The organism is Sorangium sp. So ce367, assembly GCF_051520455.1.
In the GTDB taxonomy this organism is placed as follows: Bacteria; Myxococcota_A; Polyangia; order Polyangiales; family Polyangiaceae; genus Sorangium; species Sorangium cellulosum_B.
Genome location: NZ_CP150334.1, coordinates 9,599,602 through 9,624,158, shown reverse-complemented (window position 1 = coordinate 9,624,158; position 24,557 = coordinate 9,599,602). Strand labels below are relative to the sequence as shown.

The window sequence follows — 24,557 nt, the reverse complement described above, 5'->3', positions numbered from 1 at the left end:
TTCCATGACCTGGGGTCTTTGGTTTCAAAGAGGCCGTATCCGAAGACTGCTTCGCGCAGTTGAACCCCAACTCCTCCCGGTGGAAAATTCGACCACCACTTCACGGCCGATCTCCCGGTTGGCCGCCGGTCGGATCGAATGGCATTGCCGCAATTCGGTGTCTCAGCTCGTCGCGATCGCTGGAATCCACGATTGAGCGGCCGCAGGCAAACACGACGAGCAGAACGCTGCGCCGATGATTCATCGGTTCCCCCCTGATTCACCGAGCCACGTACCCGCAGACGGTGGCCGACCTTACCAGCGGTCGCCGCCGTAGGTCAAGCTGCGACGGACCACCTGGAGGACGGTGACCGGCGCCCAAGCGCGGCCACTGGCCGGGGCCTCGCCTTTGAAGAAGTGGCAGTGACGGTGCCGAACCATTTGCCCAACATCGCCGAGTCGAGGAAGCCCGCCCGAACTGCCCTTCACCAGCAGCGTAGAGTTGGGCCGCTCCGTCGAGCGCGGCTCCGCGAACGCTCGCGCCGCTCGACCTGGGCTGAGAGGGCACCACGCACTCGGCGCGGTCCACCGCGGAACTCCGGCTCCCTCCGCCCCGGGTCTCGACTAAAATACGATCCTATGGGCCTTTTTCGTCGCTCCGGCCTCAGGCGATATCGTCCCAGGCGTAAACGTCGGGTTTGATGCGGTGGCGCCGCTCTGGCGCGGGGGTGAAGCGCGGTCCTCTCTCTCGCCCCTGCGAGCTTGCTCAGGAACAGCGACGCCCGCAGGTACGCATCGGGAAGGCGCGGCGCGGGGACTGGGCGCGCGGATGGCTTGATGCTCACCGCCTGTCCATGGGACCCTGCGCGCATGAAGCTGCTCCTGAAGGTTATGGCGGCCGCTGCGGTCACCGTGATCGCCCTTGGCTGCTCGATCATGGACCCCGACGATCGCGACGAGCTGAGACGACGGATCGCGACGCTTCCGGCAGCGACGCTATCGCGCTTGCAGAAAACGAAAATGAACACCAATGCGTTGAGCTGGCTGCTGACCTACAAGGACGAACACGATCAGGTGGGCAAGCTCCAGTGCCGGTTGAAGGCCGGCGGCACCTGGAGCGGCTGGAACGACCAGGAGCCGACGTACACCGTCGCGGACTTGATCCAGTGTCTCCTTGAAGGAGGAGATATCGCCGTGACGTACACGATGTGTGCCGACGAATTTCAAGGCAGGGGCAATGCGGCCATGAATCTCAAGATCCTGCACGAGGAGCAGGTGCCGGGCGTGACGCAGGTCGAGTGCAGGTTCGTGTGGGATTTTCGTTACGAGCCGGAGAAGGTGCCGTCCAACCTGACGAACCCCAGAGCGATCACACTCGACGAGCTGATCGACTGGCTGATCTCGCTCCCGGCGCCGCCTCCGGGATTTGCCTTGCCTCAGCTCGTCCCGCTCCTCTGCCCGCTTGGCGCGGGGCCAGGCTGGGGGTGCCCACCTCGGCCGACGGACCTTCCGGGCGAGCAACCCACCGACCCGACGGGCGGTGAGCCAGGGGATCATCCATGAAGCTCAGAACGTCACGCGTGTGGTACCTCATGCGGCGCATCGAGGTCGAGGCGGGCACGGCGAGTCACCTATTTTCGCCGCAGGATATTTGGGGTCGGAACATGGACCTCGAGACCCTGGGCAGGCTGTGCGCCGAAGCATGGCACGACGACCTGCCCGAGGCGGACCGCGCCTGGGCCGAGGCGCATCGCGAGAAATTCGGGAGGTGGGTCGACGATTCACGGCCCGAGGCCATCCGCCCGAGGGTGGACGCGGGCTCTCCCGAGAGCCTCACGGGCAGGTTCGACAAGGAACCCGCTCCGCCGTGGCCGATGCTGCTCAAAGCCGTCAAGAGCGCGTTTTTTGCCTTCGTCGTCGACTTCGGGCAGACGGTCGCGGATGAGGGCGAGGGCGCGACGGGCGATCCGACAGCGCGCCTCCACCGGACGTCCGTCTGGCGGGCGCTGACGGTCGACGACGCCCCCGACGTGGACCGGCCCTCGGCGCTCCGCGCCTTTCGAAGGGGGTTTCGGCGCGGGCGCCGCGGGCTCCCGAGCTCCATGACGAGGCCCATCCGCCCGATTGTGGATGTTGCGCGGTTCTGGACGTTTAGGGCGCCTCCTCTCCCCGGACCGAGCGCGGCGCGCAACCGAGCCCTCGCGGACGCGTTGCGTCACACGACGGTTCTCAAGGAGTCGGCGGTGCTCCTGCAGGAACTGCGCGATCTCTATGCGAGCGCCTGGCGAGACGACGTGCCGGAGGAGGACCGCGAATGGGCCGAGTCCTACCGCCACTCCTGCGTGAACGAGGTCAACCGTCGCCGGCGAGACGCCGTGGCGCAGAGCGCGTACGAGGGCTATCTCCAGAGCAGCGACGGTCTCTTCGACGGAGAGCCCGCAAGGCAGTGGCCGAACCTGAGAGGCTACGACTCGGACCCATGGCGCGCTCTCGTGGATGCCGTCGAGGACGCGCCCGAAGGCGAGAGCGAACTCGCGACCGCCGAGGCGGCAGCGCGCGAATTCTGGGACTCGCTCTACCGCGAGGCCCCGCCGTGGGACAGCGACCCGGCCAAGGTGCACTGGCTCGCGGCGGTCCGCGCCGCGCGACGAAAGGGGCTGTCCGGCGATGTTCCGCCGTGCGGAGGGGCGTAGCGCTCACGATGTTCCGCCGGACGGGGGGGGCGTAGCGCTCACGGACTCCCATTTGCCTTTGGCACGGAACTGCCGCTCCCTCCGCCCCGGGTCTCGACTAAAATAAGGCCCCATGCGCTTTTTTCATCGCTCCGGTGGGATCGTTTTCTCCATGAAGAGCGTTCGCGCGCTCGCGCGCGCCGCCGGGGTGCTCGGCGCCGTGCTCTGCGCGGCGTGCGCGGCAGACCCCGAGGCCCCGCCGCCCGAGATCTCGGTCGGCACGGTCGACGGCACGGACGCCGTGCTCGCCCTCGTGCGCGGCGAGGGCGCTGTCACGTTCTACGTCTGCGGCGGCGTGAGCAGCTACGCGACCATGACCCGGTGGTTCGAGGGACCGGAGGACCCGAGCGGCGCGTTCTCGCTCGAGAGCGACGGGTGGACGGCGACCGCCGATCCGGGCGGCGAATCCGGCCAGCTGCGCACGCCCGAGGGCGCGGAGCTCGCCTTTCGCGCGCGCCCCGCGGCGCTCGACCGCATCGAGGGCCTCTACGCGGCGGTCGACGGCGGCTGCCGCACCGGCGCCGTCGTCTTCACGCCCGACGACACCGAGGCGCCAGCGCTCCAGGGCACCTGGTGCGGCGCCGGCGATCTCTATGCCCAGGTGACGCCGATCCGCCCGCTGTCGGTGCTCGATCGGCGCGGGATCGAGGTGCAGGTCGAGCTCAACGGCGCACGGAAGAAGCTGCTCGTGACCCCGCTCGTGCGACCCTGAGCCCCGCCACGCCTCCGCCGTCCCGCCGCAGCCCCGCCGTCCGCCCGCTCTGGCGTTGAATCCAGCCCCCGTCCGATCGAAGGTCGGCGTATGGCGGACGCAGCTCGGCCGCGGAGGCGGCACCTTGCCCTGCCCGCGTCGCGCTTCATCGGCCGGGAGGGAGAGCTCGTCGCGATCGCCGAGCTGCTCCGGCGCGGCGAACGGCTCGTCACCCTCTGGGGCCCGGCCGGCATGGGCAAGACGCGGCTCGCCCTGGAGCTCGCCAGCCGCTGGGCCGAGGCGCACGCCGGCGAGGCCGTGTGGGTCTGCGAGCTCACCGCCTGCCGCGACCTGCGCGCCGTCTGCGGCGCGGTCGCGCGCGGGATCGGGGCGCAGGTCGCGGCAGGGCGCCGGGAAGCGACGCTCGTCGAGCGGATCGGCCGCGCCCTCGCGACCGAGGGGCCGGCGCTGCTCGTGCTCGACAACCTGGAGCAGGTGATCGAGCAGGCCGCGCCGGCCCTCGACGCGTGGGTTCGCGCGGCGCCCGAGCTCCGCTTCCTCGCGACGTCGCGCGAGCGCACCCGCCTGACAGGGGAGATCAGCTACGAGCTCGGCCCCCTCGGCCTCCCCGCGGAGGGCTCGACCGAGCGCAGCGCGGCCGTGGCGCTCTTTCTCGATCGCGCCGCGGCCCACCGCGCTTCCGCTCCGCCGCCGCCGCCCGGCGACGAGCACCTCGCCGACGTCGCCGCGCTGGTGCGGCGGCTCGAGGGCATCCCGCTCGCGATCGAGCTCGCCGCGGCGCGCGAGGGCGTGCTCGGCGTGCGCGGCCTGCTCGCGCGGCTCGGGAGCCGGCTCGACCTGCTCGCGGGTGCGGCGCGCGGCAGGGAGGCGCGGCAGGCGACGCTGCGCAGCGCGATCGAGTGGTCGTGGGACCTCCTCGACGACCGCGAGCGACGGGCGCTCGCCTGCTGCTCCGCCTTCCACGGGCCGTTCACGCTCGCGGCGGCCGCCGCCGTCCTCGCGGAGCCCGACGCCGCCGCGATCGATCGGATCGAGGCGCTGCGCGACAAGTCGCTGCTCCGCGCGGCGCCCCCGAGGAGCGACGGGGCGACGCGCTTCGCGCTCTACGAGGTGGTGCGAGAGCTCGCCGCCGAGAAGCTCGCCGAGCGCGGGGAGCGCGAGGCCGCGATCGAGCGGCACGCGGCGTTCTACCTGGCCGCCGGCGAGGCGGCGGCCGCGGACTTCGAGCGGCGCGGCGCGCTCGACGCGCTCAACCGCATCGCCGGCGATCTGGAGGAGCTGCTCGCCGTCGCGGAGGGCGCGCTCGCCGTGGCGACGGCGCCTCGCGCCGGCTCCGAGGCGGCGGCCGAGCGCGCGCTGCGGGCGCTCTGCGCCATCGAGCCCGTGCTCAGCACCCGCGGCCCGTTCGGGGCGCAGCTCGAGCTGCTCGACCGGGCGCTCGCGGCGGCCGAGGCGCTCGCGGCCGATCCGCGCGTCGTGGCCCGCGCGCTCGGGGCGCGGGGGCGCGCGCGGCGGCTCCGAGGGCAGGTGGAGGCCGCGCTCGAGGACCTCGAGCGCGCCCGGGCGCAGGCGGCGGCGCTCGGCGCAGGGGCGCTCCTCTCGGGGATCCTCGCGGACCTCGGCGTGCTCCACCACGGCCGGCGCGACATGGAGCGCGCGCGCGACCACTACGCGCAGGCGCTCGCGCTCCACCGCGCCCTCGGCGACCGCCGCGCCGAGGGGCGGGTGCTCGGCAACCTCGGCGCGCTCCACCACGACGAGCGCCGCGAGGGCGAGGCCGCCGCCTACTACGAGCAGGCGATCGCGATCGCGGCGGAGATCGGCGACGGCCGGATGGAGGGCATCTTCTCGACGAACGCCGGCCTGCTCGAGCAGGAGCGCGGGGCGCCCGCGCAGGCGCGGCGGCGCTACGAGCGCGCGGCCGCGATCCTCGGCGAGGTGGGTGATCTCCGGCTGCTCGCGATCACGCTCGGCAACCTCGGCGCGCTCCACCACGAGGAGGGGCGCCTCGCCGATGCGCGCGCGTGCCACGGCCGCGCGGTGGGGCTGCTCCGCGAGGTCGGGGACCGCCGCTCCGAGGGGATCGCCCTCTGCCGCCTCGGGGCGGCGCTCGCGTCGGTCGGCGAGGTGGAGGAAGCGCGGCGCGCGATCGAGCCCGCGGAGCGGCTGCTCGCGCAGCTCGGGGACGAGCCTGACGTGGAGCTCGCGCGGGTGGCGTCCGGCTTCGTCGACCTCGCGCTCGCCCAGGCGGCGCGCCGCGCCGGGCGGGGGGAGGAGGCGGCGGCGCACGCGGGCGAGGCGCGGCGCAGGATCGCGCGCGCCCGGGAGGGATCGCCGTCGAGCGCGAGCCGATCCGACGACGTGCGGCTGCTGCTCCGGATCCTGGAGCGCAGCCTTGCGGCGCTGGGCGGCCTGCCCGAGGCGCGGGCGGAGGGCGAGCTCCTCCTGACCGAGGGGGCGCGCTTCGTCCGCCCGCCGGGCGGCGGCTGGCACGACCTGCGCGAGCGCCACGCGGCGCGGCGCCTGCTGCACGCGCTGGCCGAGCAGCAGCGGTCTGCGCCCGGCCGAGGGCTCTCCCTGGCCGCGCTGAAGGAGGCGGGGTGGCCCGGCGAGCGGATCTTGCCGGACGCGGCGGCGAACCGGATCTACGTGGCGATGAACCAGCTGCGGAAGCTCGGGATGAAGCCGTGGCTCCGGAGAGACGCAGAGGGGTACTCGCTGGATCCGGCGCTGCCGGTCCACTACGTCGCGGTGGAGCCGGCCGCGGGGGGAGGGGGCGAGTCGCGCGGGGGGGAGACGGGCGAGGGCGGGGGGGAGAGGCGGTAGGGGGAGGGGGGCTGCCGGTTGCCCGGCCCCCGGAGAGGGTGTTTTTGGGGCGGGGTGGGGGCCCCGCCGAACTCGGCGGAGACATGGCTCATCCGGCAACGCCGGATGAGCCATGTCTCCGCCTCAAACATCGGCCCATCCCCCACCCCGCCCCAAGAACACCCTCTCCGGGGGCCTGCGGACTGGATGGGAGAGCGAGGGCGGGGGCGCCGCGGGAGGGCGCGCGCGAGTCGGTTTAAGATGGGATTAAGGGGGGGTCTTGCGGCGGGGACCTAGCCTGTTCGGCGGAGGTCATGCCATGCGCATCATCGGTTCTGCTCTGCTGATTCGTGTCGCCCGAGGCGTTTCGCCCGCCGGTCGCGCCGGGGGCCGACATCATCGAGGTGCAGGACGTCCGCGTGCTCGGAAATCTGATCGTGGCGCCCGGCGCGGCGGTCTCTTTCAACGGCTGTGTGGGGTGCCTGGTCGCCAACAACACCATCGTGTTCCCGAACCACAGCCTGCTGTCGTTCTTTCCCGGGTCGGGAGGCGTGGGCGAAAACCCCAGGGTTCGGGCGACAGCGGACAATCGCTTCGTCAACAACATCACGTACTATCGCCGCAGCGACGTCGGGGCGAAGGAGTATTATCCCCCGTCGTTCCCGACGCTGGCGACGAATTCATTGCACACGAACCTGTGGTACGCGGCCGACGATCCGGAGGCGTCGAGTCCGGTCGGGTTGCCGCTCACGGACGACGGCTCGATGGCGGGGATCGATCCGGGGTTCGTCGACGTCGCCGGCGGGGATTATCACCTCAAGCCGGACAGCCCCGCCGTGAGCAGCGGGACGCCGCTCGCGGCGCTGTCAACCGATCTCGACGGAGCTTGCTTCGACGACCCGCCCTCGCGCGGCGCGCTTCAATAGCAGCAAGGGCGAACGGCTCGCCCCGAGCGTCATCCGCCCCCCTCCGCCTCCTCTCCTCCCCCCTCCGCCTGCCCCTTCTCGCCCGCATCGCGCGCGAGCGCTCCCGCCTGGATCGCCCGCACCTCGTCCATCGTGCTGATCTCGTCTGCTGGCTTGTCAGGCCGGTATCTCCTCACCCGCGCAGACCGCAGCGCGACCCCCCCGGGGTACCGCGGACTCGCCTGCACGCCGTCGAAGGCGACCTCGACGACGATCTCCGGCCGCACGTACACCGTGTCTGCGTCGCGGCCGATCTCGAGCTCCAGCAGCCGCTGCGTCTGCCACGCGAGCACCTCGTCGTTCATGCCCTTGAACGTCTTGCCGAGCAGGACGAAGCCCCCGGCCGCGGGATCGCGCGCCCCGAGGTGCAGGCTGCTGAGCAGCCCCCGGCGCCGGCCGGTCCCCCAGTCGGCCGCCAGCACCACCAGGTCGAGGGTGCGCGCCCGCTTCACCTTGAGCCACGAGCCGCGGCGCCGCCCCGCCTCGTAGGGCGCGGCGAGCGACTTGGCGATCACGCCCTCATGGCCGCGGGCGAGCGCGTCGGCGAAGAACGCCTCGGCCTCGGCCGCCGTCGGCAGCTCGATGCGCGGGACGCGCAGCGACCGGTCGAGCACCTGCCGGAGCGCGGCCGTGCGCTCGCTGCCGGGCCGGTCGAGCAGATCCTCGCCGTCGAGGTGCAGCACGTCGAAGAACAGGGCGCGCAGCGGAAGCTCGGCGCGCAGCGCGGCCGCGTCGTGCGCGCGGCCGAAGCGGCGCATCGTGACCTGGAACGGGTGCGGCGCGCCGTCCGCGCGAAAGGTGAGCGCCTCGCCGTCGAGCACGACCGAGCGGACCGGGAGCGCCCGGACGACCTCGACAATCTCGGGGACCGCCTTCGTGACCGGGCCGAGGCCGCGGCTGAAGACGCGCACCTCGTCGCCGGCCTTGTGCGCCTGCACGCGCACGCCGTCGAGCTTCCACTCCAGCGCCATCGCGCGGAGCTCGCTCAGCGCCGTCGCGACGTCGTCGGCCGACTGCGCCAGCATCGGCTGCACGGGGCGGAGCAGCTGCAGCGAGAAGCGCTGGAGGCCGAGCGCCCCCTCGAGGAGCGCGGCCTTGGCCACGTCCGCCGCGTCGCCGGCCAGCATCACCGCGCGCCGCAGCGAGGCCGGCGGCACCCGCGCCGCGCGCGCCACCGCGTCGACCATGACCGGCTCGAGCCTCTCCTGGCGGAGCTCGCCGGCGAGGAGCCGCGCGAAGAAGTCGCGCTCGAGATCGGTGGCGCGCGCGAACAGCCCCGCCAGCGCCGCGCGGCGCTCCCCCCCGGCACCCGGCCCCGAGGCGCGCGCGATCTCCGTGAAGACCGCGTCGGCGTCCCCCAGGGTGAGCGCAGGCTGGGCGACGGAAGGAGAGGCCCGGCGGGCCTCGGCGAACACCGAAGGCCCGAGGCCGAGCCGCCCCTGGCGCAGCCGACCGGTGAGCCAGTCGACGCCGATCTGCACCTCCGCGGGCGAGAGGCGGCGCAGGAGCGCGGCGAGCGCGCCGATCTTCTCGACACGGCGAGAGAGCGCGGCGACACGCTCGGAGGTGGCGACAAGGTCGGAAACGAGCACGCGGGCAACCCTACCCTGGCACCTCGAGAGCTCACGCTCGACGGGTCTTTTGACGAGGCCGCTGCAGGGTGTCCTCCGCAACCGAGCCGGGGAACTCCGCAGGATCGAACCTGGCCCATGGGCGCCAAGTGTTCTCCGCATGGGCCGAGAGAGCCTACCAAAGGGTGTAAGGCGGCGGAGCAGAAAAGCGCTCTCCCGCGCCGGAATGACGGTCACTCCCGCTTGGAACCACTTGCGGGGAGGGGCGAAGAATTATCAGGTCATCTGCAATCGAGTGCCTCGCTCGGTCGCCGCCGGCGCCGCGAGCAGGCGAGAGCGCGATCGCCTTTCAGAGGATCTCACGTGCCGGATCTCGGGTGCTCCGCGCCATCGATTTGCCAGGTGCGAAGCGCCCGACGCGCCTGCGCCGCCGCGCGGGGGGGAGAGCGCGCGCGGAGCCGCCCCGCCGTGGCCGCAGACTCCCGAATACGCCGCGAGATGGCCCCAGCCGCGCCCGTCTCCCTCGACGGCGCGATCGCTCCGTTTAGTTGACCTCCGCCGCGGGCCTTGATACCGGGTTGGCGGTCGGCACGCCGTGGGCAGGTGAACACGGCGGGCGGGCGCGGTTTTCCTCAACCACAGCTCAGGAATAGCGCCCTCCGCTGACAAGGCCGTGGATTTTGGCCTTGGGAGCAGCTGGCTTGGTTTTTGCGCAGCACCTCTCCGGCAGCTGGACTGTACTGGAAGGAGCTGACGTGGTGTTGGTGTCCGCACGGGAAGGCGACGGAGGTTCTTCGATGGTGGAGCGGCAAGTCCGGAAGCGGGTGGGCGTCGTGATGGGCGGCTCGTCGGGTGAGCGCGACGTGTCCCTGCGCTCGGGCGCGGCCGTCGCCGAGGCGCTCGAGGCCCGCGGGTACGATGTCGTGCGGATCACGCTCGGGGACAGGTTCGGCGCGGAGCTCTGCGCGACGCTGCAGCGCGCGCGGCTCGACGCGGCCTTCCTGGCACTGCACGGACGTCTCGGTGAGGACGGGTGCGTGCAAGGCGTCCTGGAGCTCGCCCAGATCCCGTACACGGGGTCGAGCGTGCTCGGGAGCGCCCTTGCGATGGACAAGCTGAAGGCCAAGGAGATGTTCCGGCTGCACAACGTGCCGACGCCTCCCTACTACACTGTGGGTGCGAATCAGGACCTCGAGGAGCTCGATGCCGTTCATGGCTCGTTCGGGTTCCCCGTCATCGTCAAGCCGCGCGGCGAGGGGTCGAGCCTCGGCGTGACCAAGGTCGGGTCGCTCGAGGAGCTGAAGTCGGCGCTCGCGCTGGCGTTCGAGTTCGACGACGCCGCCATCGTGGAGCGGTTCGTGGCGGGGACCGAGGTCAACGTGGGCATCCTGGACGGGAAGGTCCTTGGCGCGATCGAGATCGTCCCGAAGAAGGGGCTCTATGACTACGAGGCCAAGTACACGCCGGGCATGACCGAGTACCACATGCCAGCGCGCCTCCCGCCGACCCGCTACCGCGGCGTCCTGAACCTGGCGGAGCGGGCGGCCCAGGCGCTCGGGTGCACGGGCGCGGTGCGGGTGGATCTGCTCGTGACCGGCGGAGAGAACGAGTACGTGCTCGAGGTGAACACCCTGCCGGGCATGACCCAGACAAGCCTCCTGCCGAAGATCGCGGAGGCCGCAGGCTACGAGTTCGGCGACCTGTGCGAGGCCATCCTGGCGAGCGCCAGGCTGCACCAGCCGGTGCGGCGCCGCGCGCCCGCCGCCTCGGAGCTGCGGCTCGGCGAGCGGGGACAGGCCGAGAAGCGGCTGCGCCTCGTGAAGTCGGCGATCTGAAGCGCCCGCTCGAATTCTTCGGGAAAATTCACAGGGAGGCGAGGAGACGGGGAGTAAAATCCCACCGATCTCTCCGTCTCCCTGTTCAATTTCCGCAATTACAGCAGGACTCCTCGCCGCGTCTGGCGCTGCACCCCACCTCGGCCGCCTGGCTCGGTCCGCGCTGCCCCGGGACGGGCGCTAAGGCACGCGCTTCATCGTGATGAAGTCGGTCGCCATGCCCTCGACGATGGGCTTGAGCTTGAACACGTCGCCTTCACAGCGGTACTCGAAGAGGGTTCCGGGGCGGTCCATGCCAGAAAAGGCGTTGGTCGCGGGCACGGGCATGTCGCGGCCGCCGAGCGTGGCCTTGGTCTCGACGCGCAGCCCGCTCATGTCGGCGCGCGTCGTCTTCCAGCGGCCAGGGCCCGCGGGCTCGTATTCCGCGCTGGAGCGGCCGTTCATCTTGAGCGTGATCCTCAGGGCCGTCCCCGCCGTGGGCGCCTCGAATACGTTCTCGACGCCGCCCTCGCTCGTCTCGCACACGTAGCTGCCACGCTCGTTGCCGTTGAACGTGCAGATGTACTTCCCGCGCTCGCTGACGACGCGCGCGCCCGACGAGCTGCGCGCCAGCGTCTCGAGGAACATATCGGCATAGTCGTATTCCCACTTGCCTGTCGGGCAGCTCGCCGCCCGCGCCGCGGCGGACGCGCCGCTCGGGGCAGGCACAGCCGGCGTGGTCGCGCTCGCGGACGCAGCGGGGCTCGCGGGCTCGGAGCGGTCACAGGCTGCGAGCGCAGCAATCGACACCAGGGTGAACGGGAGCAGGTGCGGACGTGCCATGCGCCGAGAGTACGCGCCCAGGCGCGCAGTTGCACGCATCCTCCCCGGCGGGGGCATGTCGCCCTTGATGCAGACCCCGAGCCCGTCGCAGAGGGGGCCTCGGCAAGCGGACATCCTCCTGCGTGGACCGAGCGTCTGGAAGAGCTTACTCAGCCCGCCGCCGGGACCGATGATGTTGGGACACCACCGCAGCGTCGAGCGCGTGGTAGCCGCACGCGGCGCGCCTCGGTTGACAGATTCCGGGCGGCGGGGCATCGAGAGCTCGGGGGCGGGCGCCAGGGCGCTCCGCCCCTCCGACGCAGGCACGGGCGGCGTGGCGGTGACCCGAGAACTCGTTCTTCAGCTCGGCGCGGCGGGTCAGGGGCCGCTCTTTCTGCAGATCGCGCGGGCCATCGTCGAAGACATCGAACGGGGCCGCCTGCGCCCCGGCGAGCGGCTGCCCTCCAGCCGCAAGCTCGCCATCCAGCTCGGCGTGCACCGCAAGACCGTGATCGCCGCGTTCCTCGAGCTCGCGCGCCAAGGTTGGATAACGAGCGCGCCCGCCTCCGGCACCTACGTCTCGAGCGACCTGCCCGCCAAGCTGCCCCCCTTCCGCCGACGAGCCCTCGCCGACCGGGCCGGGTTCGACCTGCCCGGACGCCCCTTGCCGGCCCCCTCCTCGACCCCGCGCGCCGGCCTGCTCCTGCTCGGCGGGGTGCCCGAGCTCGGCTTCGTGCCGAGGCTGGAGCTGTGCCGCGCTTACCGCCGCGCGCTGCTCGGCGCCGGGGCGCGCGCGCTGATGGACTACGGCGACCCCCGGGGCGAGCCGCGCCTGCGCCGGGCGGTCGTCGAGTCGCTGACCCGGGCGAGGGGCGTGCGGGCGAGCGTCGAGTCGGTCAACATCGTGCGCGGCAGCCAACAGGGCCTCTACCTCGCGGCGCGCGCGCTGCTCGAGCCGGGCGACTGCGTGGCGATCGAGGCGTACAGCCACCCCGCCGCCCGCGGCGCGCTCGAGCTCTCCGGCGTGGAGCTCGTGCCCGTGCCGCTCGACGGCGAGGGGCTCGACGTCGCCGCGCTCGAGGCCCTCTGCGCGGCCAGGCGGATCAAGGCGGTCTACACGACGCCCCACCACCAGCTACCCACGACCGTCACCTTGACCGCGCCGAGGCGCGTGCGCCTGCTCGAGCTGGCGCGGCGCCGGCGCCTGCTCGTGCTCGAAGACGATTACGACCACGAGTTCCGCTACGAGGGGCGGCCGGTGCTGCCCCTTTCGTCCGCCGACCGCCACGGGGTGGTCGTCTACCTGGGCACCCTGTCGAAGATCTTGGCGCCTGGGTTGCGGCTCGGCTTCGTCGTCTCCACCCCCGACGTCGCCGAGCGGATCGCGGCCTACCGGGCCTTCGTCGACCACCAGGGCGACCACGCGATCGAGCGCGCCGTCGCCGAGCTGCTCGAAGACGGCGAGATCGATCGGCACACGCAGAGGGTCCGGCGCGCCTACCGCGCCCGCCGCGACGCGCTCTGTGAGGCGCTCGCGCGCCACCTGCCCGGGCTCGAGTTCGATCCCCCCAGCGGGGGCATGGCCCTCTGGGCGCGGGCCCCCGGCGTCGACATCGACGCGTGGGCCCGGCGCGCGCACGCGGCGGGCGTCTCCTTCCAGCCCGCGAGTCACTTCGCGCTCGGTCGCTGGCCGCTCGACTTCGCCCGCTTCGGCTTTGCCGCGTGCGACGAGGCCCAGCTCGCGGACGCGGCGCGGCGGCTCGCGCAGACCTTGCCGAAGGCCCGGTCGAGGCCCGCGGGTGATCGCCCCTGACGCGCGCCTCGCTCCCCGCGGCGCGCGGGCGACTGGACTACTCGACATCGACGATCTGGCCCCAATGCAGGGTGCCTGCGTGGGCTAGGGTCTGACCGAACAGGAGACCCGAACATGGTCAAAGCTTTCTTCGCCGGGATGACATTCGGCGTGGCATTGCTCGGCTGCGCCCAGACCGAGGCGCCGAACCCGCCCTCCGCGGAGGGGGAATTGGAGAGCCAGGCATCGCTCACGACGTCCACGAAATGGCTGGTGCAGCCGGGCGCGCGCCTGGTCTTGCTCGGCGTCACCAGCGACAATCACGCCCTCTACCAGGAAGGAGAGATCGTGTACGCGACCGCGCTCGAGCCGGGCGCGACCAGGCAGCGAGTCGCCCAGGTGCCCTTCGGGAACACGGCGTTCGTCTATACCGTCGGCAAGGTCGCGTTCTGCTGGACCAACCCCGACCGGACCTTGCCCGGCTTCGGGGTCAGCCCCCTTGTCGTGTGGAGCGCGGCATCCGGCCCGCACGAGGCGTCTGCCGCCTCACCCATCGGGACCTTCGCGACCTCGGCGAGCGCCGACGGCCGCTCGGTGCTCTTCCCTACCCATAGCAACGCCGACGGCAGCGTCGGCGACGTCGAGCTCGCCTCGACCGACATGAGCGAGCGCACGACGCTGCTCGGCGCCGTGCCGATGGGCTTCCCCCTGGGGTATTGTCGGCCCTTCGCCGCGTTCGTGGGCCGCCACGGCCGCTCGCACCCGGTCGCGCTGCACTGCGAGGGCGCCACGAGCTCTGCCACCTTGTCGAGCTGGGAGCGGGGCGAGAGGGTCGACCTGTTCAGCGGCGTCGCGACGCCCCCCTTCTTCAGCGCCGACGCCGACGGCGGGTCGTTCTTCACGACGCTGGCGGGCTCGGGGCACCCCGTCGTCGTCTCCGACGACGGCGAGGTGAGCGCGCTCGACGAGGTGCGCTCGAGAATAGGCTTCTTCACCAAAGGCAGCTTCGTCGTGTACACCGCGCAAACGCAGGCTGGCCTCGAGCTGCGCCGCGCCACGCCGGGCGACTGTCCGTCGACCGAGACCATCGCCGACGAGGTCGGGGGCATTCTCACCGTCCTGGCCGGGTCGAAGGTCATCACCGACGCGTGGGCGTCGCCGGACGGCAGCAAGGTGCCCTTCTTCACCCAGCGCGACCCGGCGACCGGCCTCTCCGACGTGGCGCTCGCCGACGCGCGCGACGGTACCCCGCCCCTGTCGGTCGACCCGCAGGCGCGGAACGTGCTCGGCGGCCCGCCCTTCAGCGCCGACTCGAAGCACTTTCTGTTCGCCCGCATCGTCGACCTGACGGCCGGCACCGCCCCCCTCTTCGCCTCGGCCGAGGGCGGCGTGCGGCAGTTCAGCGACAAGGGGGGCTGGAGCTACCTGCCGGCCGTTCGCGGCCTCGTGTCGTTCAACGACAACACCCACTTCGACGCGGAAGACTTCGCGAGGTCGACGGCCGACCTGAAGGTCGTCGACCTGTCGCGCAAGCCCCTGAAGCCTCGGCTCATCGCGCCGGGGGCGAACCTGACCTACTTCAGCAGCCACGGCGGCCGCCGCCTCGCCTTCACGACGGACCTCCCCGGTACGACGGCTGGCCTCTATTCAGCCGGGGTCGGCGAGTAGGCGCGCCGAATCGGCGAGTCGGGCCCGGCCAGCGCGGGCGCTCGTGCGACCACGGCGGCCCGAGGCGACGGCTCGCCGGAAACCCCTGGACCGCGCGGCGAGCAGCGCGGCGAGGAGGAGCCAGGGCGCGGGCGAGCCGCCCGGGTCATGGCCAGCGCCGGGCGCCAGGGCGCAGCCGTTGCCGTGCGCGCGCGGCGGGTCGCTCCCCTCCGGAGCAGGCGCCGGAGGCGCGCCGCCGGCATCGCCGCCGACGCCGCCGGACCCGCCGGAGCCGTTCGCGGCGGCGTCGCCGCCCTGGCCCCCGCCGCCGCCCTCGCCGCCCTGGCCGCCGCCGCCGTCGCCCTTTCCGCCCTGGCCCTCGCCCCCCGCGCCGCCTCCGGAGCCGCTGGCGGCCTCCGCGAGCAAGCAGCCCCCGGCGATGCACTCGCCGCCTGGACAGGGGGCCCCGTCGAGCTTGTAGCGCCTCTGGCAGGTGCCGGTGGCCGGCGCGCAGACGGCGCGCCTGCAGGTGGAGGTGTCGGGCTGCGGACAGAGGAAGGGATCGCTGCCGACACAGGCGCCGTTCTGGCAAGTATCGGTCTGCGTGCAGGCGTTGCCGTCGTCGCAGGGGCTGCCGTCGGGCTTGCGCGGGTTGTCGCAATCGCACGCGTCGCCGACCCCATCGCCATTGACGTCGGCCTGTTCGGGGTTCGCGACGAGGGGGCAGTTGTCCACCGTATCGCCGTCGCCATCGGCGTCGTCGTCCTCGTCGCAGGCGTCGCCGAGGAGATCGCCCGAAGGCAGGCCAGCATCGGTGTTGGCCTGGAGCGTGTTGGGGACCGCAGGGCAGTTGTCCTCGCTGTCGGCGATGCCGTCCTCGTCGGTGTCGAGCGCGCAGGCTCCGGCCCTGCACTGCCCGCTGAGGCACTCCTTCGGAAGCGAGCACGGGGCGCCGACGGGCTTCTTCGGCAGGCAGTCGCCGCCGGTCTCCGCGCAGTAGGCCGAGTCGGCGCACTGGGTATCGAAGGTGCAGCCGGTGAGGCAGGCGCCCGCGACGCAGCGGTACTCGGCGCAAGATCGGGTGTCGCCCTCGGCGCAGACCCCGCGGCCGTCGCAGAGGGGGGCCTCGACGAGCTCGGAGGCGTCCTTGCACGAGGCCGCGCCGCAGGGGGTACCCCGCGCCCGGAGCTGGCAGGCGCCGCGGCCGTCGCAGAGGCCGGTGGTGCCGCAGGAGAGGGCAGGCTCCGCGGCGCAGTCGCCGTCCGGATCGGCGCCGGCCTGGATGGGGCCGCATGCGCCGTCGGGGCCGGCGCCCTTCTTCGCGGTGGAGCACGCCATGCACGCGCCCGCGCAAGGGATGTCGCAGCAGACGCCGTCGACGCAGGAGGCGCCGGCGCAGTCCGCGTCGGTCTCGCAAGGGTCGCCGGGGAAGGCCGCGGTGTAGAGCTCGGCGCTGGCGATATAGACGCCGGGGCCCACGCCGCCGGTGATCAGGACCTTGCCACCGCGCAGCAGGGTCGCCGCGTGCTGGGATCGCTCGGAGTACATCGTCCCTGCCGGAGACCAGCTGTCCTCGGCCGGGTCGTACACCTCCGCGCTCGCGCTGCCATGCCCATTGACCGAGGCATTGCCCGCGACCAGGACCCGCCCGTCCAGGAGCCGCGTCGCCGTGTGGTTCTGGCGCGCGGCGCTCATGGGAGCTCGCGTCGTCCAGCGATCGGTCGCCGGGTCGTACACCTCCGCGCTCGCGAGCCCGCTGATCCCCTCCGAATCCGGGGAGCCGCCCGTGACCAGGACCCGCCCATCGTCCAGCAGCGTCGCCGCGTGCGCCCGGCGCGCGGCGATCATCGGTGCTGCCGCTGTCCAGCCGCGCTCGCCGGGGCTCCAGATCTCGGCGCTCGGGGCCTCACCTCGGGGCCCGTAGCCGCCCGTGACCAGGACCCGGCCGTCGGCCAGCAGCGTGGCCGTGTGCCCCTGGCGCGCGGCGATCATCGCCACCGCCTCGGTCCAGGTGTCCTCCCGCGGGTCGTAGATCTCCGCGCTCGCGAGGTTGACGTAGTCGGCCCCGACGCCGCCCGTGACCAGGACCCGGCCGTCGGCCAGCAGCGTGGCCGCGTGCCCCTGGCGCGCGGCGATCATCGGCGCTGCCGCTGTCCAGCTGCTCGTCGTGGGGTCGAAGAGCTCTGCGGTCGCGAGCGGGCCCTCCGTGCTGCTCCCGTAGCCGCCTGTGACCAGGACCCGCCCATCGTCCAGCAGCGTCGCCGTGTGCGTGTAGCGCGCGTCACGCATCTCCTTCGCCGCGGTCCAGGTGCCGTCGGCCGGGTCGTAGATCTCCGCGGTCGTGAGGTCGGTGTAGTCGCCACCGTAGCCGCCCGCGACGAGGACCCGTCCGTCGTCCAGCAGCGTCGCGGTGTGCACGTAACGCGAGTCGCGCATCGGCGCGGTTTCCGCCCACGGGCTCGTGCCCGGCGGGTCGTAGACCTCGGCGTTCGTTTCGATGCCTTGATTGCCGCCCGTCACGACCACGCCGCCGCGCGGGAGCAGCGTCGCCGTATGAGAGCTGCGGCCGACGGCCATCGCCGGCGCGTTCGACCAGGAGCCCTCCGCCGGGTCGTAGATCTCCGCGTCCGCCAGGTGGAGGTACGACGAGTGGAGGCCGCCCGCGACGAGGACCCGCCCGTCGTCGAGCAGCGTCGCCGTGTGGTCGAAGCGCCCGAAGCTCATCGGCTCCGCCGGTGTCCAGCCGCCATTCACCGGGTCGAACAGCTCCGCGCTCGCGAGGGACGTGCCGTCGTTCATCAAGCCGCCCGTGACGAGGACCTGCCCGCCGTCGAGCAGCGTCGCCGTGTGCCCTCGGCGCGCGGCGCTCATCGATCGCGCCGGGGTCCAGGTGTTCGTCGACGGATCGTACACCTCCACGGTAGGGACGTCGCCCTGCCCCGCGAAGCCGCCGGCGACCATGACCCGCCCGTCGGCAAGGAGCGTCGCCGTGTGCCCGTAACGCCCGGTGCTCATCGGCGCCGCCGCGATCCAGATGCCCTCCCGCGGGTCGAACAGCTCCGCGCTCGCGTGATGGATGCCGTCGCTCCAGCCGCCCACGACGAGGATCAACCCGCTGTCCAGCCGCGTCGCCGTGGGGCCCTGGCGCGCGATGTTCATCGACCGCGCCGGCGTCCAGCGGTCCTCCGCCGGGTCGTACAGCTCCGCGCTCGCCAGCACGATCGAGCCTTCGGAGCCGCCCACCACGAGGATCTGCCCGCTGTCCACCAGCAGGGCGGCGTGATCGTAGCGCGGACCGCTCATCGGCTGCGCCGGCGCCCAGCTGTCGTCCGCCGGGTCGTACAGCTCCGCGCTCGCGAGATAGCCTTCGCCGCCATAGCCGCCCACGACCAGGACCCGCCCGTCGTCGCCGCCCAGCAGCGTGGCCGTGTGCCCGGCGTCCCGCCTCGTGGCCATCGCCCCGACGGGGCGCCACAGCGGATCCACGAGCAGCAGCTCCCTCGACGCCTCGACAAGCAGCGCGATCTCCGCCCCGCGCGCCTCGAGGCGCGCCGCGATCGGCCGCCCGCCTTCCGCGAACGCGCGCGGCGCGGTGACGCGCAGCCGCGGTATCCCCGCCGCGTCCACCACCTCGACGGCCTCGCCGCGCTGCCGCAGCGCCGCGCCGTCCACCTCCCAGACGGCCGCGGGCTCACCCGCCGGCACCGCGCCCGGCTCCACCGTGAGCCATTGCTCGATGCCCCCGGCGACCGCCCGCCAGAACGACGCGCCGCCCGCGCGGCCATAGATCACCGCGCCGTCGACCACCGCCCCCTGGCCGGACGCGCCGGCCTCGCGCACCCGCACCTCGAAGCCGCCAGCGCCCGAGAGCCGCATCCAGCCGCCGCCGTCGTGCGGCAGCTCGGCCTGGAGCGGCAGTTCGGCCTGGAGCCGCGGCCCGCGCCCCGAGAGGCCAGGCGCGCCCAGCGCGAAGCCGCCGCCGGTCGCCACAGGCGCGCCGGGAGCGCCGCTGCCCAGTACCTCGGCGGCCTGCGCCGGGAACCGGCGCTGCACGAGCGCCGCTGCCGCCGCGCCGTCGTGCCCCGCCGCGCACCCGAGCGCGCCCATCCACCCCACAACGGCCAGCACCAGGACGGCCATGACCAGCACGCGAAGACCCGACGCAGCTCGCATGCCGGCGAATGTCTCACGCGGTCACGCCCGCAACAACAGCGCCGCGAGCGCGGCTCACACGAGCGATGTGCAGATCCCGAGCCGGGGATGATAGACCCCGACTCGGCGCTTGCCGCTCCGCGTCTCGGGCGTCACGAGGACCACCACGCTCCTGTCGAGCGGCGCGTTCGCGCGAATCCGCACGTGCTGGCCGGCGACGACGACGTGCCAGATATTCACCGTCCCGTACCTCGTCACGACGGCTCCCTCGTAGACGTGCGCCGCCGACGGCGCGCCGCGGAGCGCCAGGCGGCACGCGGCATAGCTGCCCAGCAGCTGATACAGGAGCACGACCGGCATGACGGCGTACGAGAAGGCGAGGATCATCGCGACGAAATCGATGTGCCGGAAGAACCAGCCGACACCGACCAGCCCCGCCCAGAAGAGCAGCGAGTACCCCACGCCCGTCAGCTGGTGCCGGACGTGCCGCAAGGCCGCCCAGGGGCGCGGGGGCGGCGCGCGGAGCTCCTCGGGCAACTGGCTCGCGTCGGGCGGCTGCATGTCGTACCGCTCCGACATACCCGGGGCGGCCGCGGAGCTCAATCGGACAGCGCGCGCGTCGCCGCGTCCTCCCGCGCTCTTCCAGGCGCCTGGCCGCTCCCGCTGCGCCTGCGCTCGCCGCCGCAGCCCGCTCCCGCCGGCCTGCCAGCGATCACGGCGCGAAGATCACCGCCCCGCCCGGCGGGACGCTCATCGAGAGCACGCCGGCCGCGGAGACGACCTCGCTCGCGCCGCCGAGCGCGTCCCTGAGCCCGGTGCCGGGCGGGAGGCCGAGCGCCTGAGCGACCTCGACCGAGATGCGCTGCTCCGTCCCCGCGCGCGTCAGCGCCACCACGGCGGACTCCCCCCGGCCGTGCCGGCGGCCGAAGACCAGCGTGTCCTCCGTGGCGGTGAGGTTCACGTAGGCGCCGCGGCGGAGCGCGGGGATGCCCCGGCGCGCGGTCCCGAGCGCGCGCACGAAATCGAGCGTCTCCAGCTCGTCCGCCGTGAGATCCTCCTCCGGACGCCACACGCCGCGGTTGTTCGGGTCCGCGCCGCCCCACTCGCCGTACTCGTCGCCGTAATAGAGCAGCGGCGCGCCCGGGAGGCCCAGGAGCCACGCCATCGCGAGGCGCGCCCGCGCGTACACCTCGGGCGACTCGGGCGCTCCCGCGGTGTCCGACCACTGGCGGCCCGGGACCTCCCGGCCGCGAGGCCCCGCCTCGTCGCGGTAGTCGGCGAGCGTCGCGAACCGGGCCGTGTCGTGGCTGCCGATGTACGGCGTCATGATCGCGCCCTCCGGCCACCGCCGCTGCCCGTGCTCGACCCAGTACGCGGCGTGCAGCATGCCCTCCTCGCCCCAGCCGAACGTCCGGTACGAGACCCCGTGATAGAGGACGAAATCGAACTGGCCGTCGAGCCCATGAGGGCCGATGTACCTCGCGATCGTCCCGTAGTTCTCGTCGTTGCACGGGTCGGCGCAGTCGCTCCAGCCCATCGCCGTCTCGCCCATCAGGAAATAACGTGTGCCGGCCGGCTCGAACGCCTCCCGCACCTCTGCGGCGAGGTTGCGCGTCGCGATCTCCTCCACGTGTTTCACGGCGTCCACGCGGAGCCCGTCGAGATCGAACGCGTCGAGCCAGTGGATCGCGTCCGCCACGAACGCGGCGTTGGCCTCGGGCACCGTGTGGTCCACGTCGGGGAGGTAGCTCGCGAACATGCAATCGAGCGCGTGCGACGTCCAGTCGCACCCGTCCGTCCCGCAGACGCACCCCGTCCTGAACCACTCCGGGTGAGACGAGACGTACTCGTGATCTTCGTGGACGTGGTTCACCACGAAGTCCTGGAGGACGCGGATCCCGTGGCGGTGCGCCTCGGCCACCACCGCCCGGAGCGCCCCGGCGCCGCCGAGCCGCGGATCCACCTCGCGCGCCTTGATGGGCCAGTAACCGTGATATCCGGTGACCTGGTGGACTCCATCGCTCGCCAGGTAGGCGCCGGCGGGGTTCTCCTGGAACGGCGTGAGCCAGATGGCCCGAACGCCCAGCGCGTCGAGCGTGCCGTCCTCGATCGCCTGCCGCAGCCCCTCGAGATCCCCGCCGGCCCAGTCGCCCCGCGGATCGGCGCCCGGCGTGGCGGGCGGGTTCAAGGCGGGATCGCCGTCGCGGTAACGATCGGTGACGACCATGTAGATGAGCGCGTCCTCCCAGGAGAACGGCTCGGCCTCGACCCAGAACACCAGCCGGAGCGGCTCACCGGCGCGGCCGCTCCGGGTCGCCCCGCGGAGGGTGACGCGGTATTTGCCGTCGCCGAGGCCTCCCAGCTGGATCCGCACGTCGCCGCGCGCGTCGACCGAGAGCTCCTGATCCCTGAGCGGGCGCGCCTCGCCGTCCTGGTCCTGTAAGACCGCCTCGAACGCGGCCGCCTCGGGGCCCGCGCCCTCGATGCCGTCCCGGTACACGAGCCGGGCCTCGAAGGCGCCCTGTCCGGCGGCAGGCCGCGTCGCCTGGCTGGACGCGACCGAGAACGACGGGAGGCGGCAGTCAGGGACCTTGACGGCCGAGTTCTCGACCCCGTCGACGTACTTGCGGCGCCCCTCCGCCGGGTCGAGCACCCACGAGACCTCGCCGCCGGACCGATAGGCGATCTTGTAGCCGTGAAGCCCCGGCGGCAGGTCGACGGTGGCCGTGAGCCGGCCCTGCGTACCGCCCTGCAGCTGCGGGGCGGCGCCGAGATCGAAGCCGTTCCACTCGCCGGCGACGCGGACATCCGTGGCCCCGGGAGGCGCGTTGAACGTGAACGAGGTCGGACAGAGCACGTTCCCGTACTGCGCGCCTCCGCCCGCCCCGCCGGCGCCTGCCCCGCCGGCGCCCGCGGCCTCGCCGCCTGCGCCGCCCACGCCAGCCGCCTCGCCGCCTGCAGCACCGGCGCCTGCCGTCCCGGCGCCGCTCGTGCCCTGCCCCTGGCCCGCGTCGAGATCGCGATCACCCCCACACGCGAGCGGGACGGCAGGGAGCATGACGGCGGAGACAGCGGCGATCATGACGGCAGAACGGCGGCGCGACATGGCCTCGAGCAGTATCCGATCGCGAGAGGCATGTCAGCGCGCGCGTCGCCCTGAATCACCGCAGCCGCTGTGGAGAACAGCGATGCTCCGCCCATGCTGTCGTGTCGCTAACAGGCGCGCGCAGGTTCCGTCGGGGCTCCGCCCCGCACCCGGGCGTTCGCTTCGCGCTTCGCCGGGCCGAACCGCGTGAGCTCACGCGCCCGGAGCGGCCTGGTCTCGCGACCCGATCAAGGCGTGTACCGATAGAGCTCGATCCAATCGTACGTCGCGCTCGCCGTGCCCGTCTCGGCCGTCACGGCCCCGGCCCAGGCCGCGCTCGACGACGCCCAGATCGTCATGAGCACGTTCTGCGGCAGCACCATGAGGTCGATGCGCTCCGACCATTCGTGTCGGAGCACGTCGTCGACGGAAAAGCGGGCGCCGGACGGTGTCCATTCGATCTGGTACGTGTGAAAGTCCGCGCTCGGATCGAAGCCGAGGTCCACCTTCTGCGGATGCTGAGTCGGACTGACGGATTGCGTCACCGGCGGCCGTACCGGAGCGCCGGTGTACACCATGGCGTTGAACTGCACGTCATTCGGCTTGGCCCCCAGGCACTCGATGTCGAGCTCGTTCCAGTTGTCCGCTGGCCAGGGGGTGTAGATCGTGACCAGGGACGAGACGACCGCCGATCCTCGGGCCAGCTTGACGCGAGCGCGCACGCGCCCGTACGTGAGCGCGTCGATGGAGCGAACCTCGGCACCCAGGAAGGTCTTGGCGGCTCCGGAGCTGTCGGTGGTGCCCTGAGGGGCCGGCGTGAGCCGGAGCACCAGCTGGCCACGTTCGATGGTCGCGGCGGATCCCGAGAACAGCGCCAGATTCTCGGTCCAGGAATGTGTCATCAGCTGCCAGCGAGTCGCGTCCAGCCGATCGAAATCGTCGCGGAAGAGCAGCGTGAAGGCCTCTTCGTCCGGGGGAGGGCCGCCCGCTGAGCCGCCGTTACCCGTGGCGCCTGCCGCTGCTGTGCCACCCGCCGTTCCGCCTGCGCCGCCTGCGCCGCCTGCGCCGCCTGCGCCGCCTGCGCCGCCCGCGCCGGCTCCGGCGCTGGAGGCGCTATCCGCAGTCCCAGCCCCCGCCACGGAGCTGGAGCTACCCGTTCCGGCGCTGGAACCACCACCAGCCCCCGCGCCGGTGCCGTCCCCGCCAGCCCCCGTCGTCGAGCCCGGGAGCTGGCTGGCGTCGTCACAGGCCAGCGCGGTGAATGCGGAGAACAGAAGCGAAGCGACCGTGCAGCGCGTCGAAGACATCATGAGCTCCACGTGGCGCGCCGGGTGCGAGAGCGCTTCGCATTTTTTGCTTTCTGTCCGCGTCCCCGCTGCCTCACACTGACCTGGCCTTGAGCGCTCGGCCCGCGTTGTTCCAGCCCTTTCCGATGCTCGCCGGCCGGCGCGCCCAGGTCTTCCGTCACCAGCCGCAGTACCGTCGGCCCCGACATTTCCACGAGGAGCCGGAGATCAACCTCGTCGCCCGCGGCACGGGCATCATGGGCGTGGGAAAGCGCGTGGTGCCGCTCGTGGCGGGCACGCTGCTCTATTTCGCGCCGGGGCAAGATCACGCGCTCCTCGAGGAGAGCAGCGATTTCGTTCTGTACGTCGCGGCGCTCCGCCCCGAGCTGGGGGCTCGCGTCGCGGGGGCCGCGTCGAAGGTCGCGCTCGACGCTGTGCAGCTCACGCCGGCCGTGCTCGCCGACGAGCTCGCGCTCCTCGGCGCGCTCGACCGAGCGCGCGACATCTCGGTCGTGGAGCATCGCCTCGCGGAGCTCTTCGATCGGTCGCTGTCGAACGTGCCGCTCCCCCACGTGGTGAGCCGCCGCATCTTCGAGCTCTTGCGGCTCGATCCGAATCTCCCCGGGGCGGCCCTCGCGGCGCGCCTGCGCACGGGCGAGAGCGGGATCAGCCGGCGTTTTCGCAAGGACGTGGGCGTGAATGTCGTCGAATACCGTGCGCGGCTCAAGCTGATGCAGTTCATCGCCGAGGTGGATCGCGGCGCGAGCTTCGCGCGCGCGGCGTACGCCGTCGGGTTCGGGAGTTATGCGCAATGCCACCGCGTCTTCACGCGCGCCCTCGGCTGCGCGCCCCAGGGCTATTTCGGCGGCCAGCGCGCGGCGCTGACCGAAATGACCGTGCCGATGCACGGAGGGTGACCGTGATATGCCAGGTGACCTGGCGGACTCCATCGCTCGCCAGGCAGGCACCGGCGGGTCCTCCTGGAACGACGTGCGCCCGACAGCCCGCATGCCCGGGGCGTCGAGCGTGCCGTCCTCGATCGCCTGAGGCGCGTTGAACGCAGCGGCTCTCGGCCGAGCCGGCCTGGCGACGGCGCCCTCGGTAGCCGCGCGCGGCCGAGCCCGCCGGCCGACGCGAATCCGCGCCGGATCGCCCGCAACGCTGGCCATGATGCGGGAGCGGGGAATGGTATACC

The 24,557-nt window shown here is 72.8% G+C and carries 15 protein-coding genes; 9 read left to right on the top strand and 6 right to left on the bottom strand.

The window, feature by feature from the left end:
* Nucleotides 1–849: 849 nt before the first annotated feature.
* The 5 genes from WME97_RS36420 (at nt 850) to WME97_RS36400 (ending at nt 7,154) form a co-directional block, all read left to right on the top strand.
* Entirely contained in the window at nt 850–1,542 is a 693-nt protein-coding gene (locus WME97_RS36420) for a hypothetical protein (protein WP_437544603.1), read from the top strand.
* Nucleotides 1,539–2,672 carry a hypothetical protein gene (locus WME97_RS36415; RefSeq protein ID WP_437544601.1) on the top strand — a complete coding sequence of 378 codons (1,134 nt, stop codon included), beginning with the start codon at nt 1,539–1,541 and terminating at the stop codon, nt 2,670–2,672. The genes WME97_RS36420 and WME97_RS36415 overlap by 4 nt, the downstream gene beginning before the upstream one ends.
* Nucleotides 2,673–2,823: 151 nt before the next feature.
* Nucleotides 2,824–3,423 (top strand): hypothetical protein, encoded by a 600-nt coding sequence (locus WME97_RS36410; RefSeq protein WP_437544600.1) that lies wholly within the window; start codon nt 2,824–2,826, stop codon nt 3,421–3,423.
* Between the two features lie 90 nt (nt 3,424–3,513).
* On the top strand, nt 3,514–6,249 hold the full coding sequence (locus WME97_RS36405; protein WP_437544598.1) for an ATP-binding protein: 2,736 nt from the start codon (nt 3,514–3,516) through the stop codon (nt 6,247–6,249).
* A 329-nt stretch (nt 6,250–6,578) separates the two neighbouring features.
* Nucleotides 6,579–7,154: a hypothetical protein gene (locus WME97_RS36400; protein WP_437544596.1), complete on the top strand. Its 576-nt coding sequence runs from the start codon at nt 6,579–6,581 to the stop codon at nt 7,152–7,154.
* A gap of 29 nt (nt 7,155–7,183) precedes the next feature.
* Here WME97_RS36400 and WME97_RS36395 read toward each other — a convergent pair whose 3' ends face one another.
* Nucleotides 7,184–8,785 carry an ATP-dependent DNA ligase gene (locus WME97_RS36395; protein WP_437544594.1) on the bottom strand — a complete coding sequence of 534 codons (1,602 nt, stop codon included), beginning with the start codon at nt 8,783–8,785 and terminating at the stop codon, nt 7,184–7,186.
* 776 nt (nt 8,786–9,561) lie between these two features.
* On the opposite strand from WME97_RS36395, the gene WME97_RS36390 reads away from it, so the two are divergent.
* Entirely contained in the window at nt 9,562–10,599 is a 1,038-nt protein-coding gene (locus WME97_RS36390; RefSeq protein ID WP_437544592.1) for a D-alanine--D-alanine ligase, read from the top strand.
* Between the two features lie 180 nt (nt 10,600–10,779).
* On the opposite strand, the gene WME97_RS36385 is transcribed toward WME97_RS36390, so the two are convergent.
* Nucleotides 10,780–11,421 carry a hypothetical protein gene (locus WME97_RS36385; RefSeq protein ID WP_437544590.1) on the bottom strand — a complete coding sequence of 214 codons (642 nt, stop codon included), beginning with the start codon at nt 11,419–11,421 and terminating at the stop codon, nt 10,780–10,782.
* A gap of 229 nt (nt 11,422–11,650) precedes the next feature.
* Between WME97_RS36385 and WME97_RS36380 the strand changes: the two genes are divergently transcribed.
* On the top strand, nt 11,651–13,213 hold the full coding sequence (locus tag WME97_RS36380; RefSeq protein ID WP_437544588.1) for a PLP-dependent aminotransferase family protein: 1,563 nt from the start codon (nt 11,651–11,653) through the stop codon (nt 13,211–13,213).
* A gap of 114 nt (nt 13,214–13,327) precedes the next feature.
* Complete coding sequence (locus WME97_RS36375) at nt 13,328–14,860, top strand: hypothetical protein (RefSeq protein ID WP_437544586.1); 1,533 nt, start codon at nt 13,328–13,330, stop codon at nt 14,858–14,860.
* Here WME97_RS36375 and WME97_RS36370 read toward each other — a convergent pair.
* From WME97_RS36370 to WME97_RS36355, 4 genes are all read right to left on the bottom strand, one after another.
* Nucleotides 14,840–19,012: a kelch repeat-containing protein gene (locus WME97_RS36370; RefSeq protein ID WP_437544584.1), complete on the bottom strand. Its 4,173-nt coding sequence runs from the start codon at nt 19,010–19,012 to the stop codon at nt 14,840–14,842. The two genes, WME97_RS36375 and WME97_RS36370, sit on opposite strands and share 21 nt — an antisense overlap.
* A 54-nt stretch (nt 19,013–19,066) precedes the next feature.
* Nucleotides 19,067–19,552, bottom strand: coding sequence for a hypothetical protein (locus WME97_RS36365; protein WP_437544583.1), 486 nt, complete (start codon nt 19,550–19,552; stop codon nt 19,067–19,069).
* 151 nt (nt 19,553–19,703) lie between these two features.
* Nucleotides 19,704–22,097: an alpha-amylase family glycosyl hydrolase gene (locus WME97_RS36360; RefSeq protein WP_437544581.1), complete on the bottom strand. Its 2,394-nt coding sequence runs from the start codon at nt 22,095–22,097 to the stop codon at nt 19,704–19,706.
* A gap of 227 nt (nt 22,098–22,324) precedes the next feature.
* Nucleotides 22,325–23,386: a glycoside hydrolase family 16 protein gene (locus WME97_RS36355; RefSeq protein WP_437544579.1), complete on the bottom strand. Its 1,062-nt coding sequence runs from the start codon at nt 23,384–23,386 to the stop codon at nt 22,325–22,327.
* 104 nt (nt 23,387–23,490) lie between these two features.
* Here WME97_RS36355 and WME97_RS36350 point away from each other — a divergent pair, with 104 nt between their 5' ends.
* Nucleotides 23,491–24,279 (top strand): helix-turn-helix domain-containing protein, encoded by a 789-nt coding sequence (locus tag WME97_RS36350; RefSeq protein ID WP_437544578.1) that lies wholly within the window; start codon nt 23,491–23,493, stop codon nt 24,277–24,279.
* Nucleotides 24,280–24,557 lie beyond the last annotated feature (278 nt).

Coding starts and splice junctions, on each gene's coding strand:
- WME97_RS36420 (WP_437544603.1), top strand. CDS start 850: ATGAAGCTGCTCCTGAAGGTTATGGCGGCCGCTGCGGTCACCGTGATC.
- WME97_RS36415 (WP_437544601.1), top strand. CDS start 1,539: ATGAAGCTCAGAACGTCACGCGTGTGGTACCTCATGCGGCGCATCGAG.
- WME97_RS36410 (WP_437544600.1), top strand. CDS start 2,824: ATGAAGAGCGTTCGCGCGCTCGCGCGCGCCGCCGGGGTGCTCGGCGCC.
- WME97_RS36405 (WP_437544598.1), top strand. CDS start 3,514: ATGGCGGACGCAGCTCGGCCGCGGAGGCGGCACCTTGCCCTGCCCGCG.
- WME97_RS36390 (WP_437544592.1), top strand. CDS start 9,562: ATGGTGGAGCGGCAAGTCCGGAAGCGGGTGGGCGTCGTGATGGGCGGC.
- WME97_RS36385 (WP_437544590.1), bottom strand. CDS start 11,421: ATGGCACGTCCGCACCTGCTCCCGTTCACCCTGGTGTCGATTGCTGCG.
- WME97_RS36375 (WP_437544586.1), top strand. CDS start 13,328: ATGGTCAAAGCTTTCTTCGCCGGGATGACATTCGGCGTGGCATTGCTC.
- WME97_RS36370 (WP_437544584.1), bottom strand. CDS start 19,012: ATGCGAGCTGCGTCGGGTCTTCGCGTGCTGGTCATGGCCGTCCTGGTG.
- WME97_RS36365 (WP_437544583.1), bottom strand. CDS start 19,552: ATGCAGCCGCCCGACGCGAGCCAGTTGCCCGAGGAGCTCCGCGCGCCG.
- WME97_RS36360 (WP_437544581.1), bottom strand. CDS start 22,097: ATGTCGCGCCGCCGTTCTGCCGTCATGATCGCCGCTGTCTCCGCCGTC.
- WME97_RS36355 (WP_437544579.1), bottom strand. CDS start 23,386: ATGATGTCTTCGACGCGCTGCACGGTCGCTTCGCTTCTGTTCTCCGCA.